The organism is Pseudoduganella flava (assembly GCF_007830495.1).
Taxonomy (GTDB): domain Bacteria; phylum Pseudomonadota; class Gammaproteobacteria; order Burkholderiales; family Burkholderiaceae_D; genus Rugamonas; species Rugamonas flava.
Window position 1 is genome coordinate 500336 of sequence record NZ_VLKW01000002.1, and the last position, 23146, is coordinate 523481.

17 protein-coding genes and 2 riboswitches are annotated in these 23146 nt (G+C 67.2%); of the genes, 12 read left to right on the forward strand and 5 right to left on the reverse strand.

What is annotated here, in order from left to right; all coding sequences use genetic code 11:
• Positions 1-124 precede the first annotated feature (124 nt).
• Both IP92_RS06525 and IP92_RS06530 read left to right on the forward strand, forming a co-directional pair.
• Positions 125-859 (forward strand): hypothetical protein, encoded by a 735-nt coding sequence (locus IP92_RS06525; protein ID WP_145873720.1) that lies wholly within the window; start codon positions 125-127, stop codon positions 857-859.
• 7 nt (positions 860-866) lie between these two features.
• Positions 867-1952, forward strand: a complete 1086-nt coding sequence (locus IP92_RS06530) for a hypothetical protein (protein ID WP_145873721.1) — start codon at positions 867-869, stop codon at positions 1950-1952.
• Positions 1953-2002: 50 nt separating this feature from the next.
• Here IP92_RS06530 and gcvP read toward each other — a convergent pair whose 3' ends face one another.
• From gcvP to gcvT, 3 genes are all read right to left on the reverse strand, one after another.
• Positions 2003-4897, reverse strand: a complete 2895-nt coding sequence (gene gcvP / locus IP92_RS06535; protein WP_145873722.1) for an aminomethyl-transferring glycine dehydrogenase — start codon at positions 4895-4897, stop codon at positions 2003-2005.
• A gap of 69 nt (positions 4898-4966) precedes the next feature.
• A complete protein-coding gene (gene gcvH / locus IP92_RS06540; RefSeq protein ID WP_145873723.1) occupies positions 4967-5350 on the reverse strand; it encodes a glycine cleavage system protein GcvH in 384 nt (127 codons plus the stop codon).
• Between the two features lie 45 nt (positions 5351-5395).
• Positions 5396-6514: a glycine cleavage system aminomethyltransferase GcvT gene (gene gcvT / locus IP92_RS06545; protein WP_145873724.1), complete on the reverse strand. Its 1119-nt coding sequence runs from the start codon at positions 6512-6514 to the stop codon at positions 5396-5398.
• Between the two features lie 68 nt (positions 6515-6582).
• Positions 6583-6692, reverse strand: a riboswitch (glycine riboswitch).
• Positions 6693-6703: 11 nt separating this feature from the next.
• Positions 6704-6789, reverse strand: a riboswitch (glycine riboswitch).
• A 77-nt stretch (positions 6790-6866) separates the two neighbouring features.
• Between gcvT and IP92_RS06550 the strand changes: the two genes are divergently transcribed.
• Together IP92_RS06550 and IP92_RS06555 are read left to right on the forward strand one after the other, a co-directional pair.
• Positions 6867-7514, forward strand: coding sequence for a GNAT family N-acetyltransferase (locus tag IP92_RS06550; RefSeq protein ID WP_145873725.1), 648 nt, complete (start codon positions 6867-6869; stop codon positions 7512-7514).
• 85 nt (positions 7515-7599) lie between these two features.
• A complete protein-coding gene (locus IP92_RS06555; RefSeq protein ID WP_145873726.1) occupies positions 7600-8160 on the forward strand; it encodes an ATP-dependent Clp protease proteolytic subunit in 561 nt (186 codons plus the stop codon).
• 132 nt (positions 8161-8292) lie between these two features.
• On the opposite strand, the gene IP92_RS06560 is transcribed toward IP92_RS06555, so the two are convergent.
• Positions 8293-8472, reverse strand: coding sequence for a hypothetical protein (locus IP92_RS06560; RefSeq protein WP_145873727.1), 180 nt, complete (start codon positions 8470-8472; stop codon positions 8293-8295).
• Positions 8473-8789: 317 nt separating this feature from the next.
• Here IP92_RS06560 and IP92_RS06565 point away from each other — a divergent pair, with 317 nt between their 5' ends.
• Positions 8790-10889 (forward strand): DUF1631 family protein, encoded by a 2100-nt coding sequence (locus tag IP92_RS06565; RefSeq protein WP_145873728.1) that lies wholly within the window; start codon positions 8790-8792, stop codon positions 10887-10889.
• Between the two features lie 32 nt (positions 10890-10921).
• Here IP92_RS06565 and IP92_RS06570 read toward each other — a convergent pair whose 3' ends face one another.
• Positions 10922-11383, reverse strand: coding sequence for a low molecular weight protein-tyrosine-phosphatase (locus IP92_RS06570; RefSeq protein ID WP_145873729.1), 462 nt, complete (start codon positions 11381-11383; stop codon positions 10922-10924).
• Positions 11384-11485: 102 nt separating this feature from the next.
• Here IP92_RS06570 and IP92_RS06575 point away from each other — a divergent pair, with 102 nt between their 5' ends.
• The 7 genes from IP92_RS06575 to IP92_RS06605 all read left to right on the forward strand — a co-directional run bounded on the left by IP92_RS06575 (position 11486) and on the right by IP92_RS06605 (position 23146).
• Positions 11486-12139, forward strand: a complete 654-nt coding sequence (locus tag IP92_RS06575; protein ID WP_229418661.1) for a phosphatase PAP2 family protein — start codon at positions 11486-11488, stop codon at positions 12137-12139.
• Positions 12140-12245: 106 nt separating this feature from the next.
• A complete protein-coding gene (gene smc / locus IP92_RS06580; protein ID WP_145873730.1) occupies positions 12246-15770 on the forward strand; it encodes a chromosome segregation protein SMC in 3525 nt (1174 codons plus the stop codon).
• Positions 15767-16981, forward strand: a complete 1215-nt coding sequence (locus IP92_RS06585; protein ID WP_145873731.1) for a cell division protein ZipA C-terminal FtsZ-binding domain-containing protein — start codon at positions 15767-15769, stop codon at positions 16979-16981. Before smc ends, IP92_RS06585 begins: the two co-directional genes overlap by 4 nt.
• A gap of 1 nt (position 16982) precedes the next feature.
• Complete coding sequence (gene ligA, locus IP92_RS06590) at positions 16983-19322, forward strand: NAD-dependent DNA ligase LigA (RefSeq protein WP_145873732.1); 2340 nt, start codon at positions 16983-16985, stop codon at positions 19320-19322.
• A 296-nt stretch (positions 19323-19618) separates the two neighbouring features.
• Positions 19619-20503, forward strand: a complete 885-nt coding sequence (gene galU, locus IP92_RS06595) for a UTP--glucose-1-phosphate uridylyltransferase GalU (RefSeq protein WP_145873733.1) — start codon at positions 19619-19621, stop codon at positions 20501-20503.
• Positions 20500-21036: a peptide deformylase gene (gene def / locus IP92_RS06600; protein WP_145873734.1), complete on the forward strand. Its 537-nt coding sequence runs from the start codon at positions 20500-20502 to the stop codon at positions 21034-21036. The genes galU and def overlap by 4 nt, the downstream gene beginning before the upstream one ends.
• Before the next feature lie 118 nt (positions 21037-21154).
• Positions 21155-23146 (forward strand): OPT family oligopeptide transporter, encoded by a 1992-nt coding sequence (locus IP92_RS06605; protein ID WP_145873735.1) that lies wholly within the window; start codon positions 21155-21157, stop codon positions 23144-23146.

The window sequence follows — 23146 nt, forward strand, 5'->3', positions numbered from 1 at the left end:
TTTTCCTAGTTAAATCAAACGGTTAGCTGTCCGGAAGGTTTCCGGAAGGCGCGCACGCGCGGGGCTGGCTACAGTTCGGCTTAACTGAACAGCACCAATCTTAACATTTCCCCAAGCAAATTAAATGCCTAAATTAAACAGATTTGGTAACCGTGAGGAATTTCTACAACGGTACCTGAAGCCGCTGCTGGTCGAGCCGCTGGAAGCCCGGCTGAACGCGTCGCCGGACTATGTGCAGACGTTACCGGCCGGCGCCGTCGTTGACCGGGACGGTGGCCTCGATGCGAAATCCGGCGCGGGCGGCAGGACGGGGGAACGGGCCCGGTTCGTCGGCACCGCCAACGGTTGGAACTACCGCGACCAGGTGTTGTTGAGGTGGCAACTGCCCGGCGACGTCACGCATCACCGCGAATCCGAGCAGGACCAGCACTACACGGTCACGATGACCGATCAGCCGGACCTGTCCGGCGTGCTGCGGCCGACGATCGACCTGCATGCATCGCTGATGCGCTACGAGCGCGATGCGCTGGGCCGCCCGGGGGCGGACGGTGCGCAGGCCGAGTTGGGCAAGGCGTGGGCCCGCGTCACGCTGCAATGGTCGCTGCGGCTGCAACTGGTCGAGGGGGTGGGCGGCCAGGTGCACCTCGTCAGCCGGGCGCGCAAGGCGCCGCCGGTGACGGATGCGGGAAAGGCCGGCGCCTATATCGTGGCCGACCCGCTGGCCCACCTGTTGAACGTGCCGCGCCTGGCGCACGGCTGGGAGCACGGCACCGCGAGTCTCGCGGCCGTGCAGGACTATCTGGTGGCCCGGCTGGCGGCCGCCATCGAACCGACGCTCGCAAACCATGCACATGTATGAGGCCCTGATGGCGAACCTGTCGCTGTACGATGCTCCCGCGCAGTCGGCGCGGCCCCTTTTTATGTTGCGCGACGGCGCCGACCGGCCCCTCGTGTTCCTCGTCGATGCGGCCGGGCGGCTGCACCTGCTGCGCCGCGTCGGCGACAACGCGTGGTCCGTCCTCGAATTGACGGAGGCGCTGCCCGGCGGCGCGGACCGCGTGGTCTGCTGCGCCGACGTGCGCCAGGCGCCGGACGGCAGCATCGCGGTCGCCATCGCGACGACGGGCAAGAACGCCACCGGGCCGTGCACCTTGCACGTCGCCAGCGGGCTGCCGGCAGGGCTGAACGATTCGCAGTGGCAGGAAGCGCTGCGCAATCTGGCGCCGTTGCCCGAATTGCCGCAGGCGGCGCGCGTGACGCGCCTGGCCTTCGGGCCGCTGCAGGTCGGGGCGCCGCCGCTGCTGCTCGTCAGTGCGGTGATCAGCGAGCGGCCCGCCACGTGGTACTGCAATGCCGCGTCGCCCGATTGCGGGTTGCGCGCGCTGGCGCTGCCCGCCAACGTGGCCGGCGCGCAGGCTTACGCCGTTGGTACGTACCGGCTGCCCGGCGTGTGGGCGCTGCACCCGGGCGGCAGGGACGGGGAGCTGCGCTTTGCGTCGTTCGGCGATGCGTTCGGGTGGAAGGTGGAGATGGCGTATCCGAACCTGCCGCCGCGTACAGGCAGCGTGTACCTGGCGCCCGGCCTTGTGCCGAACGTACCGGACCTGTTTGCGGCCGGCGAGCGGATCGTCGTCTACCGCGGCAGCAATCACATTCCGCAGCCGGTGGCGCAGGTGGCGGGGGCGCGCCTGCTTTGGAGTACCTTGAACGAGGGCGGCGAATACCTCGCATATGCCGACGCGGCGGGCGCGCTGTGGCTGGTGTCCCGGCCGGCGCGCGGCGCCTGGGGCGAACCGTATCGGCTGACGGAGCGGCGCGCCGTGCTGGCCGCCGGGGCCGACGGCACCGCCCACGCCGTCGCACTCGATGGCGACGGCACGCTGTTCCTGCAGCACGTGGACGTGCATGGCAAGCGGCTTGGCCAGGAAACCGTGCACCTGCCGCCGATGTAAAAAACGCCGTCCATCTTGCGATGGACGGCGTTTCGACGACGCACTGGCGCTTATTCGTAAGCGCTGATCGGCGCGCAGCCACAGAACAGGTTGCGGTCGCCGTAGACGTTGTCGGCGCGGCCGACCGGCGGCCAGTACTTCTGCTTGCGCAGCGACGGCAGCGGGTAGGCAGCCACTTCGCGGCTGTACTTGCGGTCCCATTTGTCGGACAGCAGCACCTCGGCCGTGTGCGGCGCGAACTTCAGCGGGTTGTCCGCCTTGTCGAATGCGCCGCTTTCGACCTTGGCGATCTCTTCGCGGATCGCGATCATTGCGTCGATGAAGCGGTCCAGCTCCGCCTTCGATTCCGACTCGGTCGGCTCGATCATCAAGGTGCCCGGCACCGGGAAGCTCATCGTCGGTGCGTGGAAGCCGAAGTCCATCAGGCGCTTGGCCACGTCTTCGTTGGAAATGCCGGTGGCATCGGTCAGCGGGCGCAGGTCCAGGATGCACTCGTGCGCCACCAGGCCATCGTGGCCCGTGTACAGCACCGGGTAGTGCGGTGCCAGGCGGCGCGCGATGTAGTTCGCGTTCAGGATCGCCGTTTCGGTCGCGGCGGTGAGGCCTTCCGCGCCCATCATCGCGATGTACATCCACGAGATCGGCAGGATCGACGCGGAACCATAGGCCGCGGCCGACACGGCGCCGATGCCGTTATCGCTGCGCACATAGCCGGTCGAACGCTGGTTCGGCAGGAACTCGGCGAGGTGTGCGCCGACGCCGATCGGGCCCACGCCCGGGCCGCCGCCGCCGTGCGGAATGCAGAACGTCTTGTGCAGGTTCAGGTGCGACACGTCGCCGCCGAACGCGCCCGGTGCGGCCACGCCGACCAGTGCATTCATGTTGGCGCCGTCGATGTACACCTGGCCGCCGTGCGCATGCACGATGTCGCACAGTTCCTTGATGCCTTCCTCGAACACGCCGTGGGTGGACGGGTACGTCACCATCACGCATGCCAGGTTCTTGCTGTGCTGCTCGGCCTTCGCCTTCAGGTCCGCCAGGTCCACGTTGCCGTTCTCGTCGCATGCCGTGACGACGACCTGCATGCCGACCATGCTGGCCGATGCAGGGTTGGTGCCGTGCGCCGACGACGGGATCAGGCAGATATTGCGGTGGCCTTCGCCGCGCGACTGGTGATATTTCTGGATCACGAGCAGGCCGGCGTATTCGCCCTGCGAGCCGGCGTTCGGCTGCAGCGACACGGCCGCGTAGCCCGTCACCGCGCACAGCATCTCTTCGAGCTGACCGATCATTTCGCGGTAGCCCACGGTCTGGTCCTGCGGCGCGAACGGGTGGATGTTCGAGAACTCGGGCCACGTCACCGGGATCATCTCGGACGTCGCGTTCAGCTTCATCGTGCACGAACCCAGCGGGATCATCGTGCGGTCCAGCGCCAGGTCCTTGTCCGCCAGCGTACGCAGGTACCGCAGCATCTCGGTTTCGCTGTGGTAGCGGTTGAACACGGGGTGCGTCAGGTAGGCGCTGGAACGGACCAGTGCGGCCGGGTAGGCGTCTTCGATCTTCGCTTCGACGGCGGCGAAGTCCGGCGCGGCAGGGGCGCCCGCGACGCCGGTTGCGAACACGGTCCACAGCGCGGCCAGCGTGTCGCGGTCCGTCGTTTCGTCGAGCGAGATGCCGACGTGGCGCGCATCGATGCGGCGCAGGTTGATGCCATGGGCGACGGCGGCGGCGTGCAGCGCGTCGGCCTTGTCAGTGACGACCGTCAGCGTGTCGAAGAACGTGTCGTTGGCCAGCTGGTAGCCCAGCGTGCGCAGGTTGTCGGCCAGGATGCCGGTGTAGCGGTGCACGCGGGTGGCGATGTTCGCCAGGCCTTGCGGGCCGTGGTAGATGGCATACATCGATGCGATCACGGCCAGCAGTACCTGCGCCGTGCAGATGTTCGACGTGGCCTTCTCGCGGCGGATGTGCTGTTCGCGGGTCTGCAGCGCGAGGCGGTAAGCCATATTGCCCTGCTGGTCGACGGTAACGCCGACCAGGCGGCCCGGCATCGAGCGCTTGTATTCGTCGCGCGTGGCCATGTAGCCCGCGTGCGGACCGCCGAAGCCCAGCGGCACGCCGAAGCGCTGGCTGTTGCCGACGACGACGTCGGCACCCCATTCGCCCGGTGGCGTGAGGAGCGTGAGCGCCAGCAGGTCGGCGGCGACGACGACCATCGCGCCGGTGGCCTTCACTTTTTCAACGTCGGCGCGGTAGTCGCGCACGGCGCCGTTCACGCCCGGGTACTGCAGCAGCACGCCGAATGCGTCCGTCACGGCCGCCAGTTCGGCCGGGTCGAACGTGTGCACGTCGATGCCCAGCGGTTCGGCGCGGGTACGTACCACTTCCAGCGTTTGCGGCAGCACGTCGTTGGCCACGTAGAAGGCCTTCGATTTCGACTTGCCCACGCGCTGGATCAGCGTCATCGCTTCCGCGGCGGACGTGCCTTCGTCCAGCATCGATGCGTTGGCGATGCCCATGCCCGTCAGGTCCGTGATCGCCTGCTGGAAGTTCAGGATCGCTTCCAGGCGACCTTGCGAGATCTCCGGCTGATACGGCGTGTATGCCGTGTACCAGGCCGGGTTCTCGAAGATATTGCGCAGTACCACGCCCGGCGTGTAGGTGCCGTAGTAGCCCTGGCCGATCAGCGATTTCAGTACCTTGTTCTTGGCGGCGATCCCTTTCAGCTTACCCAGCGCGGCCTGCTCGGGCAGCGGCTCGGCGAACTGGCCCAGCGGCAGGGCGGCGCGGTTGCGGATGTGCGCGGGCACGATCGCGTCGATCAGCGCGGCGCGCGAGGCATAGCCGAGCGTGTCGAGCATCTGCTGCTGTTCCGTGGCATCGGGGCCGATGTGGCGGGCGATGAAGGCATCGCGCGCTTCGAGTTGGGTCAGGCTGGGTCGGGTCATGGGAAAGTCTCTTGGTCCGGATAGGAAAAGGGCCGCAGCAATGACTGCGCGGCCCTGGTACTGCGGGAATTACGACTGGGTGTTCTTGCCGTAGGCGGCGGCGTCCAGCAGGCCGTCGATGGCGGCCGCGTCGGCCGGCTTCATCTTGAACAGCCATGCATCGTAGGCGTTCGCGTTGATCGATTCCGGGGCGCCGGCCACGGCGTCGTTCACGGCGATCACTTCGCCGGACACGGGAGCGTAGATGTCGGAAGCGGCTTTCACCGATTCGACGACGGCGGCGTCGTCGCCGGCCGTGTAGCTGTTGCCGACTTTCGGCAGTTCGACGAACACGATGTCGCCCAGCGCGTCCTGCGCGAATTCGGTGATGCCGACCGTGATCGTGCCGTCGGACTCCTTGCGCACCCACTCGTGGGACTCGGTGTACTTCAGCTCTGCAGGAATATTGCTCATGTGTGCTCCAAAAGGGGTTGTGTTGTTCGAAGTTGCGCCGACAGGTCAGGCGACGAGGATTTTACCGTTGCGGACGAACGGCAGCTTCACGACGGTGGCGGCGAGCTTCTTGTCGCGGATCTCGACGTGTACCGTATCGCCCACCTGCACGCTCTTCGGCACGCGCGCCAGCGCGATCGCCTGCTGCATCGTGGGGCTGAACGTGCCGGACGTGATCTCGCCCGTTTCGCCGTTCGCGGCGATGACTTTCTGGTGCGCGCGCAGCACGCCGCCTTTTTCGCGCAGGATCAGGCCGACGAACTGGGCGTTCTGGCCCTTGGCCTGCAGGGCGGCCTTGCCGACGAAATCGCGCTCGGCCACGAGGTCGATCGTCCATGCCAGGCCGGCGTCCAGCGGGTTCACGGATTCGTCCATGTCCTGGCCGTACAGGTTCATGCCGGCTTCCAGGCGCAGCGTGTCGCGCGCGCCCAGGCCGGCCGGCTTCACGCCGGCGGCGGCCAGCGCGTTCCACAGCGCCTCGGCCTGCGTCGCGGCCACGCCGATCTCGAAGCCGTCCTCGCCCGTGTAGCCGGTGCGCGCAACCATCGCTTCGCCGAATGCCGTGTCCTTGACGAGCGCCACGTTGAACGGCTTCATCTCGGCAGTCGCGGCCTGCGCCTGCGGGATCACCTGCCACACCTTGGCGCGGGCGTTCGGGCCCTGCACGGCGATCAACGCCATTGCATCGGTTCCGTCGCGGCGCTGGGTGATCGACAGGCCGGCGTTCCACTCGTCGCTCTTCGCCTTCATCCACGCCACGTCCTTCTCGGCCGTGCCGGCGTTGACGACGAGGCGGAACCAGTCTTCGCTGAGGAAGTAGACGATCAGGTCGTCGATGACGCCGCCCTCGGGATTCAGCATGCACGAGTACAGGGCCTTGCCCGATACCTGCAGCTTGTCGACGTTGTTGGCCAGCAGGCGGCGCAGGAAACCACGGACGTCCGCGCCCTTGATGTCGACGACGCACATGTGGGCCACGTCGAACATGCCGACGTCGCTGCGCACGGCGTGATGTTCTTCGATCTGCGAACCGTAGTTGACGGGCATGTCCCAGCCGCCGAAATCGACCATGCGGGCGCCGAGGGCGCGGTGGGCTGCGTTGAGTGGGGTGGCTTTGAGCGTCATGGTTCCTGGACTCGATTGGGGTTAACAACACAACCACGGGAAAGCGGACAGCACTTTTCCACGGTGTTCGTTACCCCTCTGTCCTCGGTACCTGAGAGATAGCGGCAAGGTTGCCGCACGCCCCTTCGGTGGGCACCGCGATGTTGTTCGACGGTTGCCGCTCTCCAGAGTTTCGACTGCGCTCGCCGCAATCGCTGACCGGTCCATTGTGCCTGAGAGTTTTCGGGTGGTGCCCCTTCGGCGGCAGCTGGGCTGCGCTCTCCCGGTCAAGATGCGGGACTATATGCCAGAAGGGCAGGGGTGTCAATCTTGCAGCGCTGCGCCGCGCCTCGTCCCCGGGTATCATGGCGCCATGTCCGCTCATCCATACGATGCCTCGCTTGCCCGCCCGGTCGAAGGCTGGCTGCGCGCACGCTCGATCGCCCGCGGCCTGCCGGCGCCGGTACCGGACCGGGGCGGCTGGCGTGTCGACACGGGGAGTGCGGATGAGCTGCGGCGCCATGTGTTCGCGGCGGCGTGTCCGGGGTTGCAGGCGCTCGCCGGCGAGATCGACGCACCACGCATTTTCCTGAAGCTGTGTGGTGAAGCGGAGGTGATGCGGGCGTTGTTGCCGCCCCGCTGGGTGCTGCAGGAGCCCCGTTACCTGATGACGCTGGACGGGCCGATGAGCGGCGCGCCGGCCCTGCCGCCCGGCTATGCAATCGCGCGGCGCGAGCATGGCACCGTGACACAGGTCTGCGTCCGCACGCTTGCCGGCGAGCTGGCGGCATCCGGCTGGGCCGCTGAAGTGGCCGGCTTCCACGTGTACGATCGCATCGCCACGGAGCCGGCACACCGGCGGCGCGGCCTGGCCTCGGCCGTGATGCATGCGCTGACGGCGGCGCGGCGGCACGCCACCGCGGAGCAGGTGCTGGTGGCCACAGCCGACGGGGCGGCGCTGTACCGTGCGCTGGGCTGGCGTGTCCGTTCGCCGTACACGACGGCGTGCATCCCGGCATGACGGGATGCCGCCGGGGCAGGTCGTGCGTCCCTCAAAACCCGCCTTTGCTAGAATGGGCCTCACCGTTTTTTGAGGGTAAAAAACCATGAGCGAAGATAAGCAAAAACTGGATGGGGCAGCCTGGTTTACGTTGTCGGGCGATGTCAACAGCGATATGGTGCACCGCGTGTTCGAAGCCGTGGCGGACATGACGGAAGATGGCGTGGAGACCGCCCACATTCTCGTGCAGTCGAACGGCGGCTACGTCAGCGATGGCCTGTGCCTGTACAACTACCTCTCCAATTTGCCGATCAAGGTCGTGATGTACAACGGCGGCGCCGTTGCGTCGATCGCCGTGATCCTGTTCCTGTCCGGGCAGGAGCGCTATGCCAGCGAGACGGCCCGCTTCATGGTGCACAAGTCCCACGCGAGCGCACCCTCGGGCGCGCGGCCCGATGCGCTGCGCATCATCGTCGAGGGCCTGCAGGCCGACGACGCGCGCACCGAATCGATCCTGCGCCAGCACGTGCAGCTGTCGGAAGAGCACTGGACCATCCACGCCCATGCGGACCTGCACCTGACCGCGCGCGATGCCGCCAAGGTGGGCATGATCAACGAGATCGCCGACTTCCGTCCGCCGAAAGGCAAGCGCGTCACGAATATCTGAACTTTCCGCGCACACGGCCGCGTACACGGCAAAAGAGCTTGGAACGGCGCTACCTTTCCAAGCTCTTTTCATGAGACTGCCGGCACATGTCGACGGCACTGCCGCTGCATGCGCAGCAGGAGATCGGCGTCCTTATTTACTCTTGGAGCCGGATTTCTTGCTGTCGTTCTTGTGGCTCTGACGGCCAGCTTCGACGTGCTGCTCGTGCGTGCCGCCCTGGGTGCCCGAACGCGAGCCCTGATTGCCCGACTGCTTGGAGCTGCTCGAGGAAGAACCCTGCTTGCTGCCACCGCTTTTCTGATTCGAGGCCATTTTGCTTTCCTTTCAAGGGGATTGAGGAAGTCACCTAGGGCGCATTCGGCCAGGGTCCGGCACAGGCCGTGATCATGAGGAAAATGCGTTTTCGGTTGCAAAATGATGCGTTTTTGCTCAGGTCCCGGATATCGGAGTTTACCGTAAGGGCCTGTAGGACAAGGGCTTGCACCACGAGTGTAAAGTCCGCCGCTGCGCCGGGCCTGGCGTTGCGCGCGGTGCGCAGACATGGCCGCATTTTCGCTGTATTTTCAGTTTTCCTATTGCCTTGTAGAAATGCTGTGGCAGAATGAGGTATCGATCATCCGTCCGCGATCATGCCTGCCACGTCCCCGTCCACCGCGTCCACGAACGCCGTCACGCCCCGCCATGCGGTGCTGGAGGAGCTGATCGCGCTCGCGCTGCGGCACGTGGCGGACGACTTCCGCGATGTGTGCACGACGTTGGCGGGCCTGCTGGTCGACGGCAGCCGGATGGCCGGCGATCCGGCGGGCGTGCGCGCGTCGCTCCGCGCCGGCAACCTGATGCGCGATCGCCACTTCGCGTTGCTGCACCGCGCTTCCGGGGCCCTGGAACGGGCACTCCGCCTGGAGCTCGCGCAGCTGGCGCCACAAGCTCCCGTCGTCCCCACGCCCGCGCAGCCGCTGGCGCTGGTCCCGTATGAGGAGATGGACCAGCGCCTGACCCTCGGCGACGCGGCGCGGCCGTTCGATGCCGAGCATGCCGATGCGCTGGCGGCCTTGAACGTGCGCCTGGCGCACCTGCTAGAGCGCGCGGCGCCGCGCGCCAATCCATTCCGCCCCGAGGTATTCATCGCCGCGCTGCAGGAGGCGTGGACGGGGTTCGACACGGAAGAGGGCAGTGCAGCGCTGCTGCTGCCGCTCGTCAAATCGGGCCGCTTCTTCGACCTGGGCCGGCTGTACGGCGCGCTGAACCTCGCCCTGGAACGCAAGGGCGTGCTGCCCGGGCCACTGCACCGCCAGCGCGTGCAAGCCGCCGGACATGACGGGCGCCGCAACGGCATGTTGGCTGGTCCACTGCGCCGCCAGCTGCGCCACTTCCTCGGCGCGGCGGACAGCGCGGACGAAGGCGACACCCTCGCCGCGGGCCAGCCGGCCGAGCGCGTCGATGGACGGCTGCTGGCCTACCTGGCCGGCTTGCCGCGGCCCGCCGCAACGGGCGCCGCGAACGCGCCATCGTTCCACCTCGGCGCGATCAAGCGCGATGCGCCGGCCGGCAGCCTGTCGCGTGCCGACGCCGGCGCGATCGATTTGCTGGCCGCCGTGTTCGACACGGTGGCGCGCGACGATGCGATCTCGCCCGAGAGCCGCGACCTGCTGCACGGCCTGCAATTGCCCGTGCTGAAGGCGGCGCTGGCCGACAAGGCCTTCTTCTTCGAGGATGCGCATCCGGCCCGGCGCCTGCTCGACCTGCTGGCGCGGATGGGCTGGGAGCGGGGCCAGCGCGGCGACGCGCGGCGCGACGATCCCGAGTACCAGGCGATGCGCCGCAGCGTCGACCATGCCGCGAACGAGGCCAACGCGGCGGACGAGGTGACGGCCGCCTTTGCCCACGCGGTAAGCGAACTGGAGGCGGCGCTGAAGGCGGAGGAGGCTGCCGCGACGGCGGCGATCGCCGCACCGATCGCCGCCGCGCTGAAGCAGGAAAAAACGCTGACGGCACGGCGCGCCGCACGTGATGCGGTGGCGCTGCGCCTGGGCAGCGGCGAGGTCGGCGCCGTCGTCGAGGCGTTCCTCGACGAGAAATGGACGGACGTGCTGACGGTCGCCTACAGCATCGACGATGAGAAGCCGGGCGCCGTGCGGCATGCCACGCAGGCGATGGACGACCTGCTGTGGAGCGTGCGCCCGAAGATCGATGCGGTGGAACGCAAGCAGCTGATCGCCAGGCTGCCGGGGCTCCTGGCGACGCTGAACAAGTGGCTCGACGTGATCAAGTGGCAGGATGCCGAGCGGTTGCGCTTCTTTGCCGACCTGGCCGACTGCCACGCGTCGATCGTGCGCGCCCCGCTGGACCTCGCACCGGAGCGTCGTGTGGAGCTGTCCGTGCAGGCCGCCGGCGCGGCGGCGCAGCGGCGGCAACGGACGACACAGGCCACAGATGACGGGGCGGACGATGAAACCCTGGCGGCGCTGGCGCGAGGCGCGTGGCTGGAATTCGCCGGACCGGAAGGGGCGCCGCGCCGGGTCAAGCTGGCATGGATCAGTCCATTGCGCTCGCTGTTCATCTTCTCGAACGGCGCGCGGCAGGAAGCGTTCTCGTTGCCCGCCGGCGAGCTGGCGCGGCGGCTGCGGGACGGCAGTGCGACGCTGCTGCAGCACGACGGCGTCGTCGTGCGCGCGCTGACGCAGGCGCTCGCCGTCAACGATGCAGCCCCCGGCCAGGATGCCGCATGAGAGCCTGTTAAGAGCGCCTTAATGAAAAGGCACTATGCTGCGAGCCTCGCGATGAGGCCGTCGGAAGCATCCTCGATGTAATCCAACACCCTGTCGAAACCGTCGCTGCCGCCGTAATACGGATCGGGTACGATGGGCGAGCCCGAGCGCGTCGCGTATTGCATGAACAGGCCGAGCTTGTGGCGGTGCGCCGGCGGGCAAGCGCGCCGCAAGGCCTCCAGGTTGTCCTCGTCCATTGCCAGCACGTGGTCGAAGCGCGCGAAGTCGTTGCCCGTGACCTGGCGGGCGCGCTGGGCCGAGAGATCGTAGCCGCGCAGCGCGGCATGCCGCTGCGAGCGTGCATCGGGCGCATCGCCGATGTGGTAAGCATGTGTGCCGGCGGAGTCGATGTCAACGGCCAGGCCAGCCCGCGCGGCGCGGGTGCGGAACACGCCTTCGGCGGTGGGGGAGCGGCAGATATTGCCCATGCAGACGAACAGGATCGCGGTCTTCATGTGGAGAGCTTGCAGGCTGAGTCGATGTTAGTTGCTTGATTGAAACGTTGTGTAGTATAACGCGGCAGTTGGCGCTTCGGTGCGCCGGGGAAGAATGGGCGAATGATGATGTTGTTGTTGTGGAAGGCGCTGTCGGCGCTGGGCGGCGTCACGGTGACGGGACCGCTGGGAATCGCGGTCGCGCTGTGGCTGCTGGCGGGGCGCACGTGGCGGCTGTCGCTGTCGTGGTGCATGCTGTTTGCGTTCGGCATGCTGGCCGTCGTCGCGACGAAGGTCGCGTACTACGGCTGGGGCGTCGGCATTCCCGAGTGGCAGTTCGCCGCCTTGTCGGGCCACGCGATGCGCGCCTGCGCCGTGTATCCCGTCGTGTTCTACCTGGCGTTTCGCCATGCCCAGCCGGTGGCCAAGTATGGCGCGTTCGCCGGCGGCGTGCTGCTGGCGCTGTTGATCAGCTATTCGCGCGTGCCGGTGCATGCGCACACGATGTCCGAAGTGGTGCTGGGCGGTGCCGTGGGCTTTGCCACCGCCGCCGCGTTCATCGGCGTGGCCCGCAGCGAGCAGCCGGCCATCGTCGGGCGCGTGCTGGTGATGCTGTGCGCACCGGTGCTGGTGGTGATGCCGTTCACGAAGCCGCTGCCGGCCGAGAAATGGATCCGGCAGGTGGCTGTGTACCTGTCCGGCAACGAGCCGGTCGAGCGGGCATGGCGCACGGGGCCCGACTACCAGCGCTGGCAGAGGGAACATCAGTCGATCTGACGCCGCGGCGGCACGGCAGTGCGATTTTGTCCAGATTGCGAACGCGGGGATGGTATGATGTCCACCTTTGCAACCGAAGCCCGCCGGGCGAGAAACCTGAACCTACGTGCGTCTATCCTCCATCAAATTGTCGGGATTTAAGTCGTTCGTCGATCCCACCAATTTCCAGGTGCCGGGCCAGCTGGTGGGCGTGGTGGGACCGAACGGGTGCGGCAAATCCAATATCATCGACGCGGTGCGCTGGGTGCTGGGCGAATCGAAAGCATCCGAGCTGCGCGGCGAGTCGATGCAGGACGTCATCTTCAACGGCTCCACACACCGCAAGCCGGCCGGCCGCGCGTCCGTCGAACTCGTGTTCGACAACCACGACGGCAAGGCGTCCGGCCAATGGGGCCAGTATGCCGAGATCGCCGTCAAGCGCACGCTGACGCGCGACGGCACGTCCACCTACTACATCAACGGCCAGCCGGTACGCCGGCGCGACATCCAGGACATCTTCCTCGGCACTGGCCTCGGGCCGCGCGCCTACGCGATCATCGGCCAGGGCATGATCGCCCGCATCATCGAATCGCGCCCGGAAGAGCTGCGCGTGTTCCTCGAAGAGGCGGCCGGCGTATCGAAGTACAAGGAACGCCGCCGCGAGACGGAGAACCGGCTGCACGACACGCGCGAGAACCTGCTGCGCGTGGAAGACATCCTGCGCGAGCTGAACAGCAACCTGGAAAAGCTCGAGGGCCAGGCGGCCGTCGCGACGAAATTCCATCAGCTGCAGGCCGAGCAGGAAGAGAAGCAGAAGCTGCTGTGGCTGCTGCGCCGGAACGAGGCGCAGGCCGAGCAGGCGCGCTGGTTCCGCGAGGTGGAGCAGGCGCAGACGGACCTGGAAGAGCAGACCGCGAAGCTGCGCAGCGTGGAGCTGTCGCTGGAGCAGATGCGGCAAGCCCACTTCGCCGTCGGCGACCGGCTGCACACGGCGCAGGGCGCGCTGTACCAGACCAATGCGGAGATCGGCAGCCTGGAGGCGCAGATCAAGTTCGTCGTCGAATCGCGCTCCCGGTTGCAGCAGCAGATCGCCACGCTGGCCACGCAACGCGATCAGTGGCAGCGCCAGGCCGAGGAATACCGCGGCCAGATCGAGGAAGCGGAATTCAATCTCGAGGAACTGTCCGCGAAGGTCGAGGAAGCGCGCATGCTGGCCGAGCAGAAGGGTGAACTGCTGCCGATGCTGGAGCAGGAATGGCGCGCCGCGCAACAGGCGTCGACGGAGTCGCGGGCCCGCATCATGCAGGCGCAGCAGCAGCTCGAACTGGAGTCGGCGCACCAGCGCAATGCGTCGAACATCCTGTCCAGCCTGGCCACGCGGCGCGAGCGCCTGCAGCAGGAAAAGAACGGCCTCGCGATGCCCGATTCGGCGCACCTGGAAAACCTGCGCTGGCAGCTGGAGGAAAAGCAGCAGGCGCTGGAAGAAGCGGGCATGCAACTCGACGAAGCGACTGCGCTGCAACCGCAGTTGGAAGAGGAGCGCCGCGCCGCGCAGGCCGCCGTGCAAAGCGAGAACGCGGCCAATGCGCAGCTGGAAGCGCGCCTCACCGCGCTGCGCCAGCTGCAGGAGCGCGTGCAAACGCAGGGCAAGGTCACGCCATGGCTGCAGAAGCACGAGCTGAACGACCTGCCGCGGCTGTGGCAGAAGCTGGCGATCGAGCCGGGCTGGGAAGCGGCCGTCGAATCCGTGCTGCGCGAGCGCACCGGTGCGCTGCAGGTGTCGAACATCGAATGGGCCAAGCACTTCCTGGCCGAGGCGCCGCCGGCCAAGCTGGCGCTGTTCGCACCGGTGACCGCGGCGCCCGCACCAGCGGCGCCGGCGGGCTTCAAGCCGCTGCTCGACCTGTTGAAGATGAACGACCCGGGCCTGCGCGGCGTGCTGCAGGACTGGCTGCACAATGTGTTCCTCGCCGAGGATGCGGCACAGGCGTTTGCGCACCGCGCCGAACTGCCGGCCGGCGGCTGTTTCGTCACGCGCCAGGGCCATGTCATCACGGTGTCCAGCGTACGCTTCCACGCGGCCGACTCCGAGCAGGAGGGCATGCTGGGCCGTCAGCAGGAAATCGACAACATCACGAAGCAGCTGCGTGCGCAGGCGATGCTGGCCGAGGAAGCGCGCGCCCGTTCCGTGCGTGCCGAAGCGGCGCTGTCGAATCACACGCGCCAGTTGGCCGAGTTGCGCCAGAAGGTGCAGTCGCTGACGAGCGCCGTGCATGCGCTGCAGCTGGACGTCGTGAAGCTTTCCGAAGTGGAGGCGCGCTTCAACCAGCGCAGCACGCAGATCGACACGGACCTGGCCGAGATCGCGGCGCAGGAAGCGGAGCAGATGCAGGTCAAGCTGGAGTCGGAAGAAAAATTCGAACAGCTCGACATGGAGCTCGGCAATCTGCAGGGCGCCCACGAGGAAGGGCAAGAGGCCTTCCAGCTGAAGGAGCAGCGCCTGGCCGATGCGCGCGAAGCGCTGCGCGAGCTGGAGCGCCGCGCGCAGGAAGCGGAGTTCGCGGAAAAGTCCGCGAAGAGCCGCATCGAGGAACTGCGCCGCAATATCGTCACCGCGACGACGCAGGCGGCCCAGGTGGCCGAAAGCCTGGCGGCCGGCGAGCTGGAACTGGCGGGCCTGGAGGCCGGCACGGCGCACGAAGGCTTGCAGGACCTGCTGGAGCGCCGCACGCAGCAGGAACGCGCGCTGGCGGACGCGCGCCATGAGCTGGACCAGATCACGCAGCAGCTGCGCCATGCCGAGGAGTCGCGCATGGGAAGCGAGCGCACCCTGCAGCCGCAGCGCGACAAGATCATGGAGATGCAGCTGAAGGAGCAGGCCGCGCGCCTGAACCAGGAACAGTTCGCGCAGCAGCTGGCCGAGGCGCAGGCCGACGAGGCGGCGTTGTCCGCCAAGCTGCATCCGGACATGAAGGCGCAATACCTGCAGGGCGAAGTGACGCGGCTGACCAATGCGATCGCCGCGCTCGGCGCCGTCAACCTGGCGGCGCTCGACGAGCTGGCGCAAGCGTCGGAGCGCAAGAACTTCCTCGACGCGCAGAACCGCGACCTCGTCGAGGCGATCACGACGCTGGAAGACGCGATCCAGAAGATCGACAAGGAGACGCGCGACCTGCTGCAGGAGACGTTCGACAAGGTCAACGGTCACTTCTCCGAGCTGTTCCCGATCCTGTTCGGCGGCGGCCAGGCCAAGCTGATCATGACCGGCGACGAGATCCTCGACTCCGGCGTGCAGGTGATGGCGCAGCCGCCGGGCAAGAAGAACGCGACGATCCACCTGCTGTCCGGCGGCGAAAAGGCGCTGACGGCGACGGCCCTCGTGTTCTCGATGTTCAGACTGAATCCGGCGCCGTTCTGCCTGCTCGACGAGGTCGATGCACCGCTGGACGACGCCAATACGGAACGTTTCTGCCGTATGGTGAAACGGATGTCCGACCAGACCCAATTCCTCTTCATCTCGCACAACAAGATCGCGATGGAGATGGCCACTCAACTGATCGGTGTGACGATGCAGGAGCAGGGCGTATCGCGCATCGTGGCGGTGGATATGGAAGCCGCCGTCAACTTCGCTTCCGAGGCACAAGCAGCATGACAGATTTCCAGACCAGTTTGATCGCCGCAGCGGGCGTGTTCGTCGCCGGCGTTTTCATCTACAACAAATGGCAGGAGCACAAGGCCAAGAAAAGCGTCGAGCGCGCGTTCGCGTCCGAGCATGACGACGTGCTGATGCGCCGCGGCGAAGAGCCGGGCCTCGACCTGTCCGCCGAACCGGCCGGCCGCGCCGAGCCGAGCTTCACGCTGGGCGACGTGCCGATGGTCGATCCCGGCTCCGGCGCCTATGCGCAGCCGCCGCACGAGGAAGTGGTGGCGCCGAGCGTCGTCGCCGACGACGTGCAGCGCCCGGAGCTCGCGGAGACGGCACCCGCTGCCGCGGAGCCGGCGGTCGCACCGCCGGTGCCGGCGCGCGCTGCCGATCCGGCGCCCCCTGTGGCACCCCCGGCCGAGGAGGCGACGGCGCTCGTCGATCCGCTGATCGACTGCCTGCTGCCGCTCGAACTCGAGGCCCCGCTGCGCGGCGAGAAGCTGCTGCCGGTGCTGCACAAGCTGCGCCTCGTCGGCAGCAAGCCGGTGCACTACATCGGCCTGGCGGTCAGTGGCGACTGGGAGCCGATCCACCATGGCACCGTCTACACGAAGCTGCAGGGCGGCGTGCAACTGGCCAGCCGCACCACGGCGCTGAACGAACTGGAATACTCGGAACTGGTGACGCGCCTGCGCGGCATCGCCGACGAGATCGGCGCGGAGCCGCAGATCCCGGACATGATCGAAGTGATGGCCGAGGCGAAGAACCTGCACCGCTTCGTGGCCGCGCACGATGCGCAGCTGGGCGTGAACCTGGCCGCGAACGGCGCGCCGTGGGCGATCAGCACGTTGATCGGCGCGCTGGAAAAGCAGGGCTTCGACGTGCGTCCGGACGGCCGCTTCGTGATGCCGGACGGCGAGGGTGGCCAGCTGTTCACGCTGTCGACGAACGTGTCGCCGGCCGAGGAAACGACGGCGCGCCTGACCCTGCTGCTGGACGTGCCATGCGTGGCGCCGGCACGCGACGGCTTCGGCGCGATGATCGCCTGTGCGAAGTCGCTGGTGCAGCGCCTGGACGCGATCATCGTCGACGACTACAACCAGCCGCTGTCGGACGCGGCGATCGCCGAGATCGCCGGCCAGGTGAAGGATTTTTACGCGGACATGGAAGCTTCGGACATCCCCGCAGGCTCGACGCGCGCGCTGCGCCTGTTCAACTGACATGACGAAGAGTGTGCACACGCCGGCCGAACGGGCCGCACAGCTGACGGCGGAGCTGAACAAGCATCTGCATGCCTACCACGTGCTCGATGCGCCGACGATTCCGGATGCCGAGTACGACAAGCTGTTCCTCGAGCTGCAGCAGATCGAGGAAGCGCACCCGGAACTGCGCCTGCCGGATTCGCCGACCGTGCGCGTGGGCGCGCCGCCGCTGGGCGAGTTCGCGGCCGTCACCCATGCGGTGCCGATGCTGTCGCTGAACAATGGCTTCACGGATGAAGACATCGAGAACTTCGACCGCCGCGTGCGCGAAGGCCTCGACGCGCTGCAGGTGGACTACGCGTGCGAAGTGAAATTCGACGGCCTGGCGATCAACCTGCGCTACGAGAACGGCGTGTTCGTGCAGGCCGCCACGCGTGGCGATGGGTACACGGGCGAGGACGTGTCGGCGAACATCCGCACGATCAAGTCGATTCCGCTGCGCTTGCATGGTAAAGACCTGCCGGCGGTGCTGGAAGTGCGCGGCGAGGTCCTGATGTTCAAGGCCGATTTCGCGGCGATGAACGAACGCCAGCGCGCCGCGGGCCAGAAGGAATTCGTCAACCCGCGCAACGCGGCGGCCGGCGCGCTGCGCCAGCTCGATTCGCGCATCACCGCGCAACGCAAGCTGCGCTTCTATGCATACGGCATCGGCGAACTGGTCGGCGCGGAGATGCCGGCCACGCACTCGGCGCTGCTGGACTGGTACGCGGCGCTGGGCCTGCCGGTGGCGCCCGAGCGTGACGTCGTCAGGGGCAAGGATGGCCTGATCGGCTTTTACGAGCGGATCGGCAAGGCCCGGCCTACGCTGCCGTATGAGATCGATGGTGTTGTCTACAAGACCAACCGCGTCGAGGACCAGCGTGCGCTGGGCTTTGTGTCGCGCGCACCGCGCTTCGCGCTGGCGCATAAATTCCCGGCCGAGGAAGCACTGACGACGGTGCAGGCGATCGAGGTGCAGGTGGGCCGCACCGGCGCGATCACGCCCGTCGCGCGCCTGGTGCCCGTGTTCGTCGGCGGCGTGACCGTCACGAACGCGACGCTGCACAACGAGGACGAGGTGCGCCGCAAGGACGTGCGCGTCGGCGACACGGTGATTGTCCGCCGTGCCGGCGACGTGATTCCCGAAGTGCTGGCCGTGGTGCTGGACAAGCGTCCATCGCCGGAACCGGCGCCGTACGTGCTGCCGTCCACGTGCCCCGTATGCGGCTCGCACGTGGTGCGCGAGGAAGGCGAGGCGGTAGCGCGCTGCTCCGGCGGCCTGACGTGCGCGGCGCAGCGCAAGGAAGCGATCCGCCACTTCGCGGGACGGCGGATGATGGACATCGAAGGTCTGGGCGACCGCTACATCGACAGCCTCGTCGAGTGCAACCTGATCCACGGCGTGTCGGACCTGTACAAGCTGACCTTGGACGATCTGCTGAAGATGAAGCAGTTGGCCGATGAGCGCGACGGCACGACGCCCGAGACGGTCAAGCAGGGCAAGATCGCGACGAAGTGGGCCGACAACCTGCTGGCCGCGATCGAGGCCAGCAAGAAGCCGCCGCTGGAGCGGCTGCTGTTCGCGCTGGGCATCCGCCACGTGGGCGAATCGACGGCGAAGACCCTGGCCGACTGGCTCGGCAAGTTTGAGTTGATCAGGCGCGCGCCGGCCGCGCTGCTGCGTGTGCTGCCCGACATCGGCGGCACCGTCGCCGAATCGATCGCCGACTTCTTCGCGGAAGAAAAGAACCAGCAGGCGATCGACGCGCTGCTGGCTGCCGGCGTCGCACCGCAGGGCGAGCATCCGCCGAAAGCGCAGTTGCGCGAGAAGCTCGACGAAGTAAGTCTGCTGGCGGCGCTGGGCATCCCGAAACTGACGGAGCCGCGCGCCCGGCAGCTGCTGGCCGACGGCATGACCCTGGAAGCGCTGGCGTTCCTGAAGGTGTTCGACGTGTTCGGACTGCCGGCCACCGTCGTGACGTCGCTGGAAGAGTGGATGGCGGTGCAGGGCAATCGCGACCTGTTGATGAACCTGTCCGCACTGCGCCGCGAACTGCTCGACCAGCTGCCGGAAGCGGCGCTTGACGAAGGTCCGCTGACGGGCAAGACGTTCGTGCTGACCGGCACGCTGCCGACGCTGTCGCGCGACGCCGCCGCCGCGCTGATCGAAGCGGCGGGCGGCAAGGTGTCCGGCTCGGTGTCGAAGAAGACGTCATACGTCGTCGCCGGCGCCGAAGCGGGCAGCAAGCTGGCGAAGGCCGAGGAACTGGAAATCACGATCCTCGACGAAGCCGCACTGCTCGCGCTGCTGGGCAAATAAACCACAATTTTTGTTGCCCGATTTCGGGGACTGTCCCTCGATTCAGGAAATATTTCCAAAATCGAGGGACTGTCCCCGAATTTTGGCAACACGACGTAGTGGCAGCGGTTGGGCGAGAATGCGCCGAGATCGGCGCGGATGTCGGCGTCGCACTGCGCTGCGCTGCGCCGGATGCGGCGGAAAACCAACAGAATCTGTTGCTTGAACCATGGGGACTGTCCCCGAATTTGGGAAATATTTCCAAAATTGAGGGACAGTCCCTCGGTTTGGGAAAGCTTTTAGCTGAGAAAGCGACGATGACACCGATACGCAAAGCAGTCTTCCCCGTGGCTGGCCTGGGCAGCCGTTTTTTGCCGGCGACGAAGGCGCAGCCGAAGGAGATGCTGCCCATCGTCGACAAGCCGCTGATCCAGTACGCGGTCGAGGAAGCCGTGGCGGCGGGGTGCACGGATCTGGTGTTCATCACGGGCCGTAACAAGCGGGCGATCGAGGATCATTTCGACAAGGCCTACGAGCTGGAGGCGGAACTCGAGGCGGCGCAGAAGCACGAGCTGCTCGAGCTCGTGCGCAACGTGATTCCGAAGCACGTCAATTGCATCTACATCCGCCAGCAGGCGCCGCTCGGTCTCGGCCATGCCGTGCTGTGCGCGAAGCCGATCATCGGCGACGAGCCGTTCGCCGTGCTGCTGGCGGACGACTTCATGGATACCGCCACCGGCGTCGCCCCCGTGCTGGCGCAGATGACGGAGCGCTACGACTTCGAGCGCGCCACGCTGCTCGCCGTGCAGGACGTGCCGCGCGAGAACACGCGCCAGTACGGCATCGTCAGCGCCGCGCCATACCGCGATCGTCTGGAACTGGTGACGGGCATCGTCGAGAAGCCGGCGCCCGACAAGGCGCCGTCGACGCTGGCCGTCGTCGGCCGCTACGTGCTGTCGGCGCGCATCTTCGAGTTCCTCGAACACCTGGGCAAGGGGGCCGGCGGCGAGATCCAGCTGACCGACGGCATCGCCGCATTGCTGCGCCACGAGCGCGTGCTGGCGTATCGCTACGAAGGCCAGCGCTACGACTGCGGCTCGAAGCTCGGCTACTTGAAGGCGACTGTCGCGATGGGCTTGAAGCACCCCGAGACGGGGCCGGACTTCGCCCAGTTCGTCGCGCAAATCAAGGAGACGTTATGACCGTCCGCGAGATCCTGAAGATGGGCGATCCGCGCCTCTTGCGCCGCGCCGATCCCGTGCGCGACTTCGATACGCCGGCCTTGCGCGCGCTGGTCAAGGACATGTTCGACACGATGCACGCGGCCAATGGCGCCGGCCTCGCGGCGCCGCAGATCGGCGTCAACCTGCGCGTCGTGATCTTCGGCTTCAAGTCGAATACCCGCTACCCGGACGCGCCGCAAGTGCCGGAGACCGTGTTGGTCAACCCCGTGCTGACGCCGTTGTCCGAGGAGATGGAGGAGGGCTTCGAAGGCTGCCTGTCCGTGCCCGGCCTGCGCGGCAGCGTGCCGCGCTACACGCGCCTCCATTACGAAGGCTTCGATCATTACGGCGAGCCTATCGTGCGCGATGCCGACGGCTTCCATGCGCGCGTCGTGCAGCACGAGGTCGACCACCTGGACGGCATCCTGTACCCGATGCGCATCCGCGACTTCACGCAGTTCGGCTATACCAGTGTGATGTTCCCGGATCTCGATCCGGGCGACGACGATTAATGTGATTGCCCCGACGGCCGAGAACGTTGGCGGCCGTGCCAAACTGGCGTAATATCCCGGCCAGCATTGAATCCATAACAATCCGGATCACAAGTCCAGGCTATCGGGAGAACCCAGGATGACCCAACCCTCTTCGTCCAATCCACTTGAATTCACGGCGCGGGGCATCGTCCTCGGCATCCTGATCACGCTGGTCTTCACGGCCGCCCAGGTCTATCTTGGCCTGAAGGTCGGCCTGACGTTCGCCACGTCGATCCCGGCGGCCGTGATCTCGATGGCGCTGCTGTCCGCGTTCAAGGATGCGACGGTCCAGGAAAACAATATCGTGCAGACGATCGCGTCGGCCGCCGGCACGCTCGCTTCCGTCATCTTCGTCGTGCCTGGCCTGCTGATGATCGGCTGGTGGGCGAAGATCCCGTTCTGGCCCGTGTTCGGCGCGTGTGCGATCGGCGGCGTGCTGGGCGTGATGTACACGATTCCGCTGCGCCGCGCGCTGGTGTCGCAATCGCAGCTGCCGTATCCGGAAGGCGTTGCCGCCGCCGAGGTGCTGAAGGTCGGCACGCAGTCGCGCTCCGGCGCCCAGGAGGGCAAGGCCGGCCTGCTGGCCGTGATCTGGGGCACGCTGGCTTCCGCGCTGTTCGCGCTGCTGGCCGCCGCCAAGATCATCGCCGGTGAAGTCGCCTACTACTTCCGCTTCGGCGCCGGCAGCGGTGCCACCGGCTTGGGTGCTTCGAGCTCGCTGGCGCTGGTCGGTGCCGGCCACCTGATGGGCATCACCGTCGGCATCGCGATGCTGGCCGGCCTCGTGATCGCATGGGGCATCCTCGTGCCGATCCTGACGTTGTCGACGCCGATGGCGGCCGGCGCGTCCGTCGCGGACCATGCGCTCGGCGTGTGGAGCACGCAGGTGCGCATGATGGGCGCCGGCACGATCGGTGCCGCCGCCATCGTCACGCTGGCCACGCTGGCCAAGCCTGTCATCGGCGGCCTGAAGTCGGCGCTGGAAGCATCGCGTGCCGCGAAACATGGCGGCGCGGCGATTCCCCGCGAAGAGCGCGACATGCCGATCTTCATCGTCGGCCTCGTCACGCTGATCGCGATGGTGCCGGCCGGCTGGCTGCTGGCCGCGTTCCTCGAAGGCGGCGTACTGGCTTCGGTGGCGACGCCGCTGGTCGCCGTCGGCATCGGCTACATCCTGATCGCCGGCTTGCTGGCCGCCGCCGTGTGCGGCTATATGGCGGGCCTGATCGGTTCGTCGAACTCGCCCGTGTCGGGCATCGCGATCCTGACGATCCTCGGTGCCGCCACGTCGGTGGGCTTCGTCGGCCGCTCCGTGCTGGGCCCGGAAACGAGCCAGGCGCTGATCGCGTTCGCACTGTTCGTGACGACCGTGGTGCTGGCCGTCGCCGTGATCGGCAACGACAACCTGCAGGACCTGAAGACGGGCCAGCTGGTGGGCGCCACGCCGTGGAAGCAGCAGGTCGCGCTGGTGATCGGCGTGTTCGCCGGTTCGTGCGTCGTGCCGCTGGTGCTGGACCTGTTGAACCAGGCCTACGGCTTTGCCGGCGCGCCGAACCAGAATGCGATCTCGGACCAGCCGCTGGCCGCGCCGCAGGCCACGCTGATCTCGACCCTGGCGCGTGGTGTCATTGGCGGCGACCTGCCGTGGCACCTGATCGGCTGGGGCGCCGTGATCGGCCTGATCCTCGTCGCCATCGATTTCGCGCTGAAGAAAAGCAGCGCCGGCAAATACAGCCTGCCGCCGCTGGGTGTCGGCCTCGCGGTTTACCTGCCTTCGGCCGTGACGGCACCCGTCGTCGTCGGTGCGCTGACCGGCTACTACTTCGAGAAGGCGATGCGCGGCAAGACGTATGGCGAAGCCGCGTCGCGCGTCGGCGTGCTGGTGATGTCCGGCTTCATCGTCGGCGAGAGCCTGTTCAACGTGGCGCTGGCCGCGCTGATCGTCACGACCGGCAAGGGCGAGCCGCTGGCCATCGGCGCCGGCATCGACGAATCGACGGGCATGCTGATCGCGCTGGCCGTCGCCGCGGCGATCCTCGTCGGGCTGTATCGCTGGGCCGCCAATTCGGCGCGCCGCATCGACGCGTAA